Annotated in this window: 9 protein-coding genes; 7 read left to right on the top strand and 2 right to left on the bottom strand. The window is 69.3% G+C overall.

Annotated elements, in window-relative coordinates; genetic code table 11:
• Window positions 1–105 precede the first annotated feature (105 nt).
• Window positions 106–822, bottom strand: a complete 717-nt coding sequence (locus tag OH768_RS19075; protein WP_406455171.1) for a DUF1707 domain-containing protein — start codon at window positions 820–822, stop codon at window positions 106–108.
• Window positions 823–1,126: 304 nt separating this feature from the next.
• Between OH768_RS19075 and OH768_RS19080 the strand changes: the two genes are divergently transcribed.
• The 7 genes from OH768_RS19080 to OH768_RS19110 all read left to right on the top strand — a co-directional run bounded on the left by OH768_RS19080 (window position 1,127) and on the right by OH768_RS19110 (window position 10,514).
• Entirely contained in the window at window positions 1,127–2,797 is a 1,671-nt protein-coding gene (locus OH768_RS19080; protein WP_406455173.1) for a fumarate hydratase, read from the top strand.
• Window positions 2,798–3,062: 265 nt separating this feature from the next.
• Window positions 3,063–3,422, top strand: coding sequence for an SH3 domain-containing protein (locus OH768_RS19085; RefSeq protein ID WP_406455175.1), 360 nt, complete (start codon window positions 3,063–3,065; stop codon window positions 3,420–3,422).
• A gap of 167 nt (window positions 3,423–3,589) precedes the next feature.
• Window positions 3,590–4,342: a DUF2690 domain-containing protein gene (locus OH768_RS19090; RefSeq protein ID WP_406455177.1), complete on the top strand. Its 753-nt coding sequence runs from the start codon at window positions 3,590–3,592 to the stop codon at window positions 4,340–4,342.
• 82 nt (window positions 4,343–4,424) lie between these two features.
• A complete protein-coding gene (locus OH768_RS19095) occupies window positions 4,425–5,828 on the top strand; it encodes a class II fumarate hydratase (protein ID WP_406455179.1) in 1,404 nt (467 codons plus the stop codon).
• A gap of 72 nt (window positions 5,829–5,900) precedes the next feature.
• Window positions 5,901–6,593 carry a DUF402 domain-containing protein gene (locus OH768_RS19100; RefSeq protein ID WP_406455181.1) on the top strand — a complete coding sequence of 231 codons (693 nt, stop codon included), beginning with the start codon at window positions 5,901–5,903 and terminating at the stop codon, window positions 6,591–6,593.
• Window positions 6,594–6,862: 269 nt separating this feature from the next.
• Window positions 6,863–8,959, top strand: a complete 2,097-nt coding sequence (locus tag OH768_RS19105) for a SpoIIE family protein phosphatase (protein WP_406455183.1) — start codon at window positions 6,863–6,865, stop codon at window positions 8,957–8,959.
• Between the two features lie 97 nt (window positions 8,960–9,056).
• Window positions 9,057–10,514, top strand: coding sequence for a catalase (locus tag OH768_RS19110; RefSeq protein ID WP_406455185.1), 1,458 nt, complete (start codon window positions 9,057–9,059; stop codon window positions 10,512–10,514).
• A 58-nt stretch (window positions 10,515–10,572) separates the two neighbouring features.
• Here OH768_RS19110 and OH768_RS19115 read toward each other — a convergent pair whose 3' ends face one another.
• Window positions 10,573–12,933: a transglycosylase domain-containing protein gene (locus OH768_RS19115; protein ID WP_406455187.1), complete on the bottom strand. Its 2,361-nt coding sequence runs from the start codon at window positions 12,931–12,933 to the stop codon at window positions 10,573–10,575.
• Window positions 12,934–13,049: the final 116 nt, after the last annotated feature.

A 13,049-nucleotide genomic window follows, 5' to 3' on the forward strand; every position in this document is an offset into this window, starting at 1 on the left:
CTATGCACTGAGTTCCGAACCGCTGGTTTCCGTGTGCTTGTGCGCGATGTCAGGGGCGGACCGGCATGGACCGATCAGCTCCACATGTGTCCCGATTCACAACCGTCAACGGTCCAGGTGTTTGCGCAAACCCTTGTCGACCTTGCGCTGAACCCGATCGAGAATGTCCGCAACGAGCTTGCCGCGCTTGGGTTTTGCCTCGATGTTTCCGAGTACGGCCCACCCGTCGACGTAGATCACGGGCGCGTCCGGCTCCAGTGAGTCCAGCGTGTCCACCTCGAAGTTGCCGAGGACTCCGCCGCCGGTGCCGCGCAGCGACACGTTCTCCGGGACGCGGATCTCGACGTTGCCGAACACCGAGATCGCCTTGATGACGACCTGCTGGTACTCGAAGATCGCCTCGCTGAGGTCGATCTCGACACTGCCGAACACGGCGTACGCGTGCATGCGGCGGCCGGCGCGCCAGCGGCCCTTGCGCATGGCGGAGCTGAAGACCGCCACCACGTTCTCGTCGGCCTCGGCGGGGATCGCGCCCTCCGTCGGACGGTTCGGCGCGGGGCTGTACGAGGCGGCCGTCGCCCGGTGTCCATGGGCGGCCGGCAGATCCTGGATGAAGACCTCCAGCTCACCGACCGTCTTGGCGCTCAGCACCCCCTCGACCCGCTCGGCGTGCTCGTCGGCGCTCAGCCGCCCCTCGGCCAGGGCGTCACGCAGGATGTCGGCGATGCGGTCACGGTCGGCGTCCGAGGCGCGCAGCGCGGACGCGGCGGGCGCGGACTGCGGGGCCGTGGGCGCGGATGCGGGCTGCTTCTGAAGGTCCACGACAGCAGAGTACCGAAACGCGATAGATCGCGACTAGGGGTGTGGACAACGTTGGCGTGGCGCACCTCCTGGCGAACTGAGCCTTACCTCACAAGCCCGCTGTCAGCGGCAGGTTCTACGCTGGTGGACGCCCGCCAATGGAGGCTGGCTGCCGGCGAGTGGGCCGAACGGGCGCGCCTGTGTCGAGAGTCCGAGCGCGCGGAGGCCCGAAGGGTCGAGCACGGTCGGGGTCCCGACACAGGCTTTGGCACCCCGGAGGCGAACCGAGCCAAAGACACAGTCTGTCGAGTGAGGAATGGGCGACATGCCTGAGTTCGCGTACACCGATCTGCTCCCCATGGGAGAGGACACCACCCCGTACCGGCTGGTGACCTCCGAGGGTGTCTCCACCTTCGAGGCCGACGGGCGGACGTTCCTCAAGGTCGAGCCGGAGGCGCTGCGCAAGCTCGCGGCCGAGGCGATCCACGACATCCAGCACTATCTGCGGCCGGCCCACCTCGCTCAGCTGCGCCGGATCATCGACGACCCCGAGGCGTCGAACAACGACAAGTTCGTGGCGCTGGACCTCCTGAAGAACGCGAACATCGCGGCGGCCGGTGTGCTGCCCATGTGCCAGGACACCGGTACGGCGATCGTCATGGGCAAGCGCGGACAGAACGTCCTCACCGAAGGTGAGGACGAGAAGGCCCTGTCCCGCGGCATCTACGACGCGTACCTCAACCTCAACCTGCGGTACTCGCAGATGGCCCCGCTGACCATGTGGGACGAGAAGAACACCGGGTCGAACCTGCCCGCGCAGGTGGAGCTGTACGCGACCGACGGCGGCGCCTACAAGTTCCTGTTCATGGCGAAGGGCGGCGGCTCGGCCAACAAGAGCTTCCTCTACCAGGAGACGAAGGCGGTCCTCAACGAGGGCTCCATGATGAAGTTCCTGGAGGAGAAGATCCGTTCGCTGGGTACGGCGGCCTGCCCGCCGTACCACCTGGCGATCGTGGTCGGCGGTACGAGCGCCGAGTACGCGCTGAAGACCGCGAAGTACGCCTCCGCGCACTACCTGGACGAGATCCCGGCCGAGGGCTCGGAGCTGGGCCACGGCTTCCGGGACAAGGACCTGGAGCAGAAGGTCTTCGAGCTGACGCAGAAGATCGGGATCGGGGCGCAGTTCGGCGGCAAGTACTTCTGCCACGACGTGCGCGTGGTGCGGCTGCCCCGGCACGGCGCGTCCTGCCCGGTCGCCATCGCCGTCTCCTGCTCGGCCGACCGCCAGGCCGTCGCGAAGATCACCCCCGAGGGCGTCTTCCTGGAGCAGCTGGAGACCGACCCGGCGCGGTTCCTGCCGGAGACGACCGACGAGCACCTCGACTCGGCCGGGGAGGACGTCGTCCGCATCGACCTCAACCAGCCCATGGACGACATCCTCGCCGAGCTGACCAAGTACCCGGTCAAGACCCGGCTCTCGCTCTCCGGCCCGCTGGTCGTGGCCCGCGACATCGCGCACGCCAAGATCAAGGAGCGGCTGGACGCGGGCGAGGAGATGCCGCAGTACCTGAAGGACCACCCGGTGTACTACGCGGGCCCGGCGAAGACCCCCGAGGGCTACGCGTCCGGTTCCTTCGGTCCTACGACGGCCGGTCGCATGGACTCCTACGTCGAGCAGTTCCAGGCGGCGGGCGGCTCCAAGGTGATGCTCGCCAAGGGCAACCGCAGCAAACAGGTCACCGACGCGTGCGACGCGCACGGCGGTTTCTACCTCGGCTCCATCGGTGGCCCGGCGGCCCGGCTCGCCCAGGACTGCATCAAGAAGGTCGAGGTCGTCGAGTACGAGGAGCTCGGCATGGAGGCGGTCTGGAAGATCGAGGTCGAGGACTTCCCGGCGTTCGTCGTCGTCGACGACAAGGGCAACGACTTCTTCCAGAACCCGGCGCCGGAGCCGACGTTCACCCACATCCCGGTGCGGGGGCCCGGACTGGTGTAGTGCGTCCGGGGTGACAGGGGGCTCCGCCCCCTGGACCCCCGGTCGGCCTGGACGGCCTCGTCCTCGAACGCCGGACGGGCTGGTTGGTGCCGGCCCGGGCTCAGAAGCCGAACGGCTGAGTCGTGTCCCGGGACGCTCGGGATCCCGCCCCGTCCCAATTCATCCCAGGAACAAGCGGGACGGCATCTCTGCCCGCTTTGCCGGAAACGCTCCGTGCTGACTGGATCACAGCCCGTGGTCCCCGGTCGACTCGGAGGAACCCCCCATGATCCGACGCACTCTGCGCAACGGTCTCGTGGCCGCACTCGCAGCCGTCGCCCTCTTCCCCGCAGCAGCCGTCGCCGCCCCGGCCGGCCACTCGGCGCACCCCACCCGGCACCACATCGCCGCCCACACCTGGGGCACCGTCACGACCCGCCACTACACCCGTCTGAACGTCCGTTCCGGCCCCGGCACCGGCTACCTCATCGTCGGCACGCGCCCCGTCGGGCGGGTCCTGCCCATCGTCTGCAAGACGCACGGCTCCGGCGTCTTCGGCAACCACCGCTGGTACAAGCTCCCGCACCACGAGGGCTACGTCTCCGCCCACTACGTCCGCAACCACAGCGCCGTCCGCTGGTGCTGACACCCGGCTGAGCAGCGGCACCACCCGGCGGGACAGCGCAGTACGTCCCGTCGGGTGGTGTCAGGTCAACACCCCTTCATATTCCGGCGATCCGGGTGTGGCCCCGCACCGCCCCCGGGAACAGATCACGGCGGTCACCCCGGTACGGCGAGGCAGCAGGGAGCAGGATGGAAAGCCACTCGACGGTCGAGAGACAGCGCCTCCTGACGGAACGGCTCCGCCTCCTCAAGCAGCGGACCGGTCTGAGCCTGGCCGCGCTGGCCGCCGTCACCCCGTACAGCAAGTCGACCTGGCACCGCTATCTGCACGGCGACCAGTTCCCGCCCCGGGCCGCGGTCGAGGCGCTCGCCCGGCTCGCACACACCGACCCCGGCCCGCTGCTCTCCCTGTGGGACACGGCGGTTCAGGAGCAGCCCAGGCCCACCCCTCCTCCGCAGCTCCCGGTCCCGCCCGTACGCCCCCGCCGGCTGCGCATCCCCGCCCGCGCCCTCGTCGCCCTCGCCGCGATGGCCGCCACGGTCGCGGTCACCGCCGGTGCCGCCGACGTCCTCGACCGCGATGCCGGGGCGGCGCGGCAGGCCGCGGCCTCCTGCCGTGCCGGTGGCTGTCAGGGGGAACTGCCCTCCTCCGGGACGTGCGCCCGGAACGCCCGTACGGAGAGCGTCGTCGCGCGGGCCGCCCAGGTCGTACGGCTCCGCTACTCGCCGTCCTGCGCGACCGTCTGGTCCGAGCTGCGCACCCGGGTCGGCGGCGCGCGGGAGATCTCGATCAGGTCGGGCCGGGACGAACTGTCCGCCGAGTACCCGGGTGACCGCTCGGACGGCTACAGCAGCCCGATGCTGGCCGCCGCCGACCCGCGCGGGGCGCAGGCGTGCGCCGAGGTGGCCGGAAAGCCCGTCTGCACGGCCCCGGACCACTGACCCGGAACACTCCGTTTCCGTCGCCTGCGGTGGGAACACGGATGACGTCCGCGATGCTGTCCCCCACAGGAGGTGATCGGCGATGGCCGACGGTCAGGCAGAGGGCGCGTTCCGTATCGAGCACGATTCGATGGGGGAGGTGCGAGTCCCGGTCGACGCGAAGTGGCGCGCCCAGACCCAGCGGGCGGTGGAGAACTTCCCGATCTCGGGGCAGCGCATCGAGCGCGCCCACATCGAGGCGCTGGCCCGGATCAAGGGTGCCGCCGCCAAGGTGAACGCCGAACTGGGCGTGCTGGACAAGGACATCGCGGAGGCGATCCAGGAGGCGGCCGGTGAGGTGGCCGGCGGGGCCTGGGACGAGCACTTCCCGATCGACGTGTTCCAGACGGGGTCCGGCACCTCGTCGAACATGAACACCAACGAGGTGATCGCGACCCTGGCGACCGAGCGGCTCGGGCGCGATGTGCATCCGAACGACCACGTCAACGCCTCGCAGTCGTCCAACGACGTCTTCCCGTCCTCCATCCACATCGCGGCCACCGGTGCCGTGATCCACGATCTGATCCCGGCCCTGGAGCATCTCTCGGGCGCGCTGTCGCGCAAGTCCGTCGAGTTCGCCGATGTGGTGAAGTCGGGGCGGACCCACCTGATGGACGCGACGCCGGTGACGCTGGGGCAGGAGTTCGGCGGGTACGCGGCCCAAGTGCGGTACGGCGTCGAGCGGTTGCAGGCCTCGCTGCCCCGGCTGGCCGAGCTGCCGCTCGGCGGTACCGCGGTGGGCACCGGGATCAACACCCCGCCCGGTTTCTCCGCCGCCGTGATCGCGGAGGTCGCCCTGGTCACCGGGCTGCCGCTGACCGAGGCGCGGGACCACTTCGAGGCGCAGGGTGCCCGGGACGGGATCGTCGAGACCAGCGGGCAGTTGCGGACCATCGCCGTAGGACTGACGAAGATCGCCAACGATCTGCGGTGGATGGCGTCCGGGCCGCGCACCGGGCTGTCCGAGATCTCGCTGCCGGATCTGCAGCCGGGGTCCTCGATCATGCCCGGCAAGGTCAACCCGGTGATCCCGGAGGCCGTGCTGATGGTCGCCGCGCAGGTCGTCGGCAATGACGCGACCGTCGCCACCGCCGGGGCCGCAGGCAACTTCGAGCTCAATGTGATGCTGCCGGTGATCGCCAAGAACGTCCTCGAATCCATTCGGCTGCTCGCCAATGTGTCGCGGCTGCTCGCCGACCGGACCGTGGACGGGATCGTCGCGCACCGGGAGCGCGCGCGGGAGTACGCCGAGTCGTCGCCGTCCGTCGTCACCCCGCTGAACAAGTACATCGGGTACGAGGAGGCCGCCAAGGTGGCCAAGAAGGCACTGGCGGAGCGGAAGACGATCCGCCAAGTCGTGCTGGAGAACGGCTATGTGGAGCGCGGCGACCTGACCGTCGCGCAGCTCGACGAGGCCCTCGATGTCCTGCGGATGACGCGTCCGTAACCAATTGTCGCCATGGCGTGAACCGTGACGCGCGCCGCAGCGTCGTATGCCCGGGGCACCTAATATCTCTTCATGGCAGACGGTGGAGCGGTGAGAGCGGTGGAAGCGGGTACGTCTACGGCCTTCTGGGCGCCCGGGAGTCAGATCCTGTGGCGTTATCGGGAGAACGCCGGACCGCGCTTCCACATCGCCCGCCCCGTCACGGTCGTCCGCGACGACGAGGAGCTGCTCGCGGTCTGGATGGCGCCCGGCACCGAGTGTGTGAAGCCGGTGCTCGCGGACGGCACGTCCGTGCACGGGGAGCCACTGGAGACCCGGTACACCAAGGCGCGCACGGTGCAGTTGGACCGCTGGTTCGGTACGGGCGTGCTGAAGCTGGCGCGGCCGGGTGAGCCGTGGTCGGTGTGGCTGTTCTGGGAGCCGGGATGGCGGTTCAAGAACTGGTACGTGAACCTTGAGGAACCGCTGGCCCGTTGGGCCGGCGGGGTCGACTCCGAGGACCACTTCCTGGACATCACCGTGGAGCCGGACCGGAGTTGGCAGTGGCGTGACGAGGACGAGTTCGCGCAGGCCCAGCGGGACGGGCTGATGGATCCTCAACTCGCCGAGCGGGTACGGAAAGCGGGCTGGTCGGCGGTGGAAGTGATCCGTGCGTGGGGTTCGCCGTTCGCGGACGGCTGGCAGCACTGGCGCCCGGATCCGTCCTGGGCTGTACCTTCACTTCCGGAGGACTGGGACCGCACCCCCGCGCACATGTCCACATGAGACCCTTGATGCGCCCCCGGTGCGCAACCGTAGGATCGTCCTCCGCAAGGGCACCGCGACAACTCCCGGCGCATGCACCGGGACTGACCAGATGTCACCGAGGGGCGGCAGGACGTGAGCGAGGGGTACAAGGGCAACACCGGTGGCACAGGAACAGCCTCTGACCACGCGGGAATTCCGTTCCTGGGACACGTATTCCGGGTATCGGCATTTCGGCGGGACGAACCGTACGCATGGCGTGCGGTCCCGGACGGACGGATTCGACACGCGTGACGGAGCACCCCACCTCCTTCGAGCGCCCACAGGGCGCCGACCCCACGGACCCCCGTGGGGCGCTTCTGCGTACCTCGACGCCGCCGCCCAGGCCGTCCGGTGCCCCGGCCTTACCGGCTCAGGCACGCACCGGTGAGCCGTCCTCGGCGCCGGGTACGAGCACGTCCCGCGCCAAGGGGAAGGACCCGGCAGGTACCCCTGTGAAGCCCGACACCGCAGGCGGCTCCGAGCACTCCCAGCCCTCGGCCGCCGAACCCGACGCCCACCGCCCGCGTCCCGCGCCCGAGGGAATCCCGGCCCAGCCGGGGGTCGGCGAGGTCCCCGACGCCGCCGCCAAGGAGCGCCGTACGGGACAGGGGCTGCCCCCGGGCGGTCCCATGCCGATGCGGCGGGACGGGGACCGGCTGCGCTTCGTGGGCGCCGCGACCCGGCGGATCGCCCGCGGCATCGACCTGGACGAGATCGTGATGGGGCTGTGCCGGGCGACCGTGCCGACCTTCTCGGACGCGATTCTGGTCTATCTGCGCGACCCCCTGCCGGTGGGTGACGAGCGGCCCACGGGTCCCGTCGTGCTGCGGCTGCGCCGCACCGACCGGATCCCGGAGGAGCGGGACACGGAGAACGGCTTCATGCCCGCGCTCCAGCCCGAGCAGCCGTCCGAACTGTCGGCGGTCACCGCCGAGTTGTGCGAGGTCAGGCCCGGCGGCGCGCTGAACGAGGTGCTGCGGGGCGTACGTCCCGTCTTCGCCGACTCCCCGGCCGCCCGCGCCGCGCTGCCCGAACTGCTCGGCGAGGGCGGCGAGTTGATCGTCCCGGCCGGCCAGCGGGCGATCCTCGCGCCGCTGCGCGGCCGACGCCGGGTGATCGGTGCCGCGCTCTTCCTGCGCCGCCCCGAGCGCATGGCGTTCGAGGCCGACGACCTCCTGGTCGCCGCCCAACTCGCCACGCACAGCGCCCTGGGCATCGACAAGGCGGTGCTCTACGGCCGTGAGGCGTACATCGCCGACGAGCTGCAGCGCACCATGCTCCCCGAGACCCTCCCGCGCCCCACCGGCGTGCGGCTGGCCTCCCGCTATCTCCCGGCCGCCGAGACGGCCCGGGTCGGCGGCGACTGGTACGACGCGATCCCGCTGCCCGGCAGCCGGGTCGCCCTGGTCGTCGGCGACGTCATGGGCCACTCCATGACCTCGGCCGCGATCATGGGCCAACTCCGCACCACCGCACAGACGTTGGCGGGTCTCGACCTGCCCCCGCAGGAGGTCCTGCACCACCTCGACGAACAGGCCCAGCGCCTGGGCACCGACCGCATGGCGACCTGCCTCTACGCGGTCTACGACCCGGTCTCGCACCGCATCACCATCGCCAACGCGGGCCATCCCCCGCCCGTGCTGCTGCACCTGGGCGGCCGGGCCGAGGTCCTGCGGGTGCCGCCCGGCGCCCCGATCGGTGTCGGCGGGGTCGACTTCGAGGCCGTGGAACTGGACGCGCCCGCCGGAGCGACTCTGCTCCTCTACACGGACGGGCTGGTCGAGTCGCGGCTGCGGGACGTGTGGACCGGGATAGAGCAGCTGCGCGAGAAGCTGGCCGCGGTCGCGCAGCTCACCGGACCGGACCATCCGCCGCCCCTGGAAGCCCTGTGCGACGAGGTGCTCGACATGCTCGGCCCGGGCGACCGGGACGACGACATCGCGCTGCTCGCCGCCCGCTTCGACGGGATCGCGCCGAGCGACGTGGCGTACTGGTTCCTCGATCCGGAGGACTCGGCGCCCGGCCAGGCCCGTCGGCTGGCCCGGCGGGCGCTGGCCCGCTGGGGCATGGAGGACATGAGTGACTCGGTGGAGCTGCTGGTCAGCGAGGTGGTGACGAACGCCGTGCGGTACGCCTCGCGGCCGGTCACGCTACGGCTGCTGCGGACCGATGTGCTGCGCTGCGAGGTCGGCGACGACGTGCCCCAGCTGCCCAGGCTGCGGCAGGCGCGGGCCACGGACGAGGGCGGTCGCGGGCTCTACCTGGTCAACAAACTGGCCCGTCGGTGGGGAGCGACCCGGCTCAGCACCGGAAAGGTGGTCTGGTTCGAACTGAACCGGAATTAGACCCAGTCCAAAAGTTGCCGATGTCCCGGCTTGGGAGTTGACTGCTGGGGTACGCGAAGCGAAAGCGACCTACTTTCTTCCGAACAGGAGGACGCTCGTGACGCAGGCACCCCAGCACACTCCGTACACCACGAACAATGCCGGCATCCCGGTGGAGAGCGACGAACACTCGCTCACCGTCGGACCCGACGGCCCGATCCTGCTCCAGGACCACTACCTCATCGAGAAGATGGCCCAGTTCAACCGGGAACGGGTCCCCGAGCGGGTGGTGCACGCCAAGGGCAGCGGAGCGTACGGCTTCTTCGAAGTCACCAACGACGTCAGCCAGTTCACCCGCGCTGACCTCTTCCAGCCCGGCAAACGCACCGAGATGCTGGCCCGGTTCTCCACCGTGGCCGGCGAGCAGGGCTCGCCCGACACCTGGCGCGACCCGCGCGGCTTCGCCCTCAAGTTCTATACAGAGCAGGGCAATTACGACCTGGTGGGCAACAACACCCCGGTCTTCTTCGTCCGCGACACCATCAAGTTCCAGGACTTCATCCGCTCGCAGAAACGCCACCCGGTGACCGGGCTGCGCAGCAACGACATGCAGTGGGACTTCTGGACCCTCTCCCCCGAGTCGGCACACCAGGTGACCTGGCTGATGGGCGACCGGGGCATCCCGAAGACGTACCGCCACATGAACGGCTACAGCTCCCACACCTACATGTGGATCAACGGCGCCGGTGAGCGGTTCTGGGTGAAGTACCACTTCAAGACCGACCAGGGCATCGAGTACCTCACCCAGGCCGAGGCCGACGAGCTGGCCGGGTCCGACGGCGACAAGCACCGCCGGGACCTGTACGAGTCGATCGAGTCCGGGAACGCGCCGAGCTGGAGCCTGAAGGTCCAGATCATGCCGTTCGAGGACGCGGCGGACTACCGCTTCAACCCCTTCGACCTGACGAAGGTCTGGCCGCACGGGGACTATCCGCTGATCGACGTCGGCCGGATGACCCTGAACCGCAACCCGGACGACTACTTCGTCCACATCGAGCAGGCCGCCTTCGAGCCCTCGAACCTGGTCCCGGGCATCGGCCCCTCGCCGGACAAGATGCTGCTGGGCCGGCTGTTCTCCTACCCGGACACCCACCGGTACCGGATCGGCCCCAACTACGCCCAGCTGCCGCCGAATCGGCCGCACTCCCAGGTCAACTCGTACGCCAAGGACGGCCCGATGCGGTACGAGGCGTCCAGCGCGGCACGCCCGTACGCCCCGAACTCCTACGGCGGACCGGCGGCCGACTACGCGCGGTTCGGCGACCCGGCGAGCTGGCAGACCGCAGGTGAACTCGTGCGCGAGGCAACCAAGTTGCACCGCGAGGACGACGACTTCGGCCAGGCCGGCACGATGGTCCGCGAGGTCCTCGACGACGCGGCCCGCGACCGGCTGGTGTCGAACGTCACCGGCCACCTCAAGGCCGACGTGTCCCGCTCGGTCATCGACCGCGCCCTGCTCTACTGGCGACACGTGAACAAGGCACTCGGCGACCGGATCGCCGCGAACTTCGAGTAGCGGTACGCGAGAGGGCGCCCGGCGATGTGCCGGGCGCCCTCTCGCTCGTGTGACCCGACTACTGGCCGAACTGGTCGAGCGGCTGGTCGGTGATGCCGTCGCCCGGTGTCGTCGGCGAACTGGTCGTCGGCGTCGGGGTGGGTGTCGGGGTCGGAGTAGGGGTCGGGGTCGGCGTGGGTGACTCCGTCGTCGGGGTCGGCGAGGGACTCTTCGTCGTCGGCGTCTCGGACGGCGTCACCGACACGGTCGCGCTCGGGGTCGGCGTGAAGTCCGGCTCGACGGCCGCGCCCTGGTCGGTCTCCAGGTCGAACTTGCTGTTCGCCTTGGTCACTCCGAACATGTACGTCGCCCAGATCTGCGCCGGGTAGCCACCACCGTTGATACGGCCGCCGCCCGCGGTGATCAGGCCGGTCGCACCGGTCAGCGGGACCTGGGCGCCGCTGCCCTTCTTCTCGCCGAACAGGCCCACCGAGGTGACCAGGTCGGGTGTGTAGCCGGTGAACCAGGCCGACTTGTTGTTGTCTGACGTACCCGTCTTGCCCGCGACCTGCTGCCCGTCGCGCTTGCTGTTCTCGGCCACCGACACCTTCGCCGTACCGTCGTCGACCACACCGGTCAGCACCGAGGACACCGTGTCGGCGGCCTCACGCGGGATGACCTGGGCACCGATCGGGTTCGGCATGGTGACCGTGCGCGTGTTGTGCGCGACCGACTTGATGATCGCCGGGGTGACCTTCCGGCCGTGGTTGTCGAAGGTGGCGTAGACGCCGGCCATCTCCATCGGACTCGCGCCCATGGTGCCCAGGGTCTGCGCCGGTACGGCCTTCAGGTCGCCGGGGTCCATGCCCAGCTGCTCGGCGGTCTTCATCACCTTGTCCATGCCGACGTCGACACCGAGCTGCGCGAAGACCGAGTTGATCGACTTGTTCATCGCCGTCTGGACGGTGACCTTGCCGTAGTTCTGGTCGTCCTCGTTCTGCGGCGCGAAGGCGATGTCGCTGCCCACGACCGGGCGCTTGCTGGTGCCGTCGTAGAGCGTGTCGGTGGTGATCGTCTTGCCGGACTGCGTCTTGGCGTCGTCCGCGAGGGCCGCCGCCAGGATCACCGGCTTGAAGGTGGAGGCGGGCTGGTAGTCGGTGCGGGTGGCGTTGTTCGTGAAGTGCTCCGTGTAGCCCGCACCGCCGTACATCGCCACGACCGCGCCGGTCTTCGGGTCCACGGACACCGCGCCCGGCTGGACGTTCCCGTCGACCTTGCGCTTCTTGGCGTTGAGCTTGCTGGTCAGCTGGGACTTGACGGACTTCTCCAGCCGGGCCTGCTTCTTCTTGTCGATGTTGAGTGTGATCGTCCAGCCGCCCGCGTCGACCAGCGCCTCGGCCTCCTTGGTGTTGGCGGCCTGGCCACTGGAGACCAGCTGCTTCTCCAGCGCCGCGTTGGCCTCGGTCACCAGGTAGCCGTTCTGCCCCTCCATGCCGGCCTCGGCCTTGGGCGGCTTGGGGGTCGGGAACGTCATCTTCTGGCGCTCGGCGGAGCTCAGCCAGTTCTGCTCGACCATGTTGTCCAGTACGTAGTTCCAGCGCGCCTTCACCAGCTGCTTGCCGGTGTCGGTGGCTATCGCCCAGTCGTACTGGTTCGGCGCCTGCAGCAGCGCGGCGAGATAGGCGCCCTGCTGGACCGAGAGTTTCCTCGCGTCGACCTGGTAGTAGGCCTGCGCGGCGGCCTGGATGCCGTAGGCGCCGCGGCCGTAGTAACTGGTGTTGATGTATCCGGCGAGGATGTAGTCCTTGGACTTCTCGCGGTCCAGCTTCAGCGAGATGACCAGTTCCTTCAGCTTGCGCGTGACGGTCTGGTCCTGCGTCAGGTAGTAGTTCTTGACGTACTGCTGGGTGATCGTCGAACCGCCCTGCGCGCCCTTGCCGGACAGCGTGTTGAGCAGACCGCGCGCGGTGCCCTTGAGGTCGACGCCGGCGTCCTTGTAGAAGGTCTTGTTCTCGGCGGCGACGAACGTCTCCTGGACGGCCTTCGGGACCTGCGAGAGGTCCACGTTCTCCCGGTTGACCTGGCCCCTGCGGGTCAGGATCGAGCCGTCGCTGTACTTGTAGACGTTGCTCTGGAGCTTCGCGGTCGCGTTGCCCGCGGGGATGCTGATCATCATGTAGAGCACGATGAACGCGCCGATGCCGAGCAGACAGAGGCCGAGGAACGTGCCGAGGATCTTCTTCCAGGTGAAGAGTCTGCGTATGAAACTCTTACCGCCCTTGGCGTCCTTGCCACCCTTGGCATCCGCGCTGCCCGTGCCGGCCGAGGCGCTGCCGGCCGGCTTTGTGGCTGTGGCGGTGGCCCCCGACGAACGGCGGGTCTTGGGCGCAGCGCGGCGGCCACCGCGTTGTCGCGCTCGTCGCTCTTCCGCTCGTCCCATGAGTCCGTCTGCTCCGCTTCCGTCTCGGCCGTGTCTGCAAGTCAGCTCAGAAAGCTAACACCGCCAGTTGTGACAAAGGTCTGCCGATCCTGTCTTTTACGGACGTGAGAATCAGC

The sequence above is a fragment of the Streptomyces sp. NBC_01622 genome (assembly GCF_045209635.1).
Classification (GTDB): Bacteria; Actinomycetota; Actinomycetes; order Streptomycetales; family Streptomycetaceae; genus Streptomyces.

Bases quoted from the DNA above. Each gene is read 5' to 3' on its own strand.
- OH768_RS19095 (WP_406455179.1), top strand. From the start codon at position 4,425: ATGGCCGACGGTCAGGCAGAGGGCGCGTTCCGTATCGAGCACGATTCG.
- OH768_RS19100 (WP_406455181.1), top strand. From the start codon at position 5,901: ATGGCAGACGGTGGAGCGGTGAGAGCGGTGGAAGCGGGTACGTCTACG.
- OH768_RS19085 (WP_406455175.1), top strand. From the start codon at position 3,063: ATGATCCGACGCACTCTGCGCAACGGTCTCGTGGCCGCACTCGCAGCC.
- OH768_RS19090 (WP_406455177.1), top strand. From the start codon at position 3,590: ATGGAAAGCCACTCGACGGTCGAGAGACAGCGCCTCCTGACGGAACGG.
- OH768_RS19115 (WP_406455187.1), bottom strand. From the start codon at position 12,933: ATGGGACGAGCGGAAGAGCGACGAGCGCGACAACGCGGTGGCCGCCGC.
- OH768_RS19080 (WP_406455173.1), top strand. From the start codon at position 1,127: ATGCCTGAGTTCGCGTACACCGATCTGCTCCCCATGGGAGAGGACACC.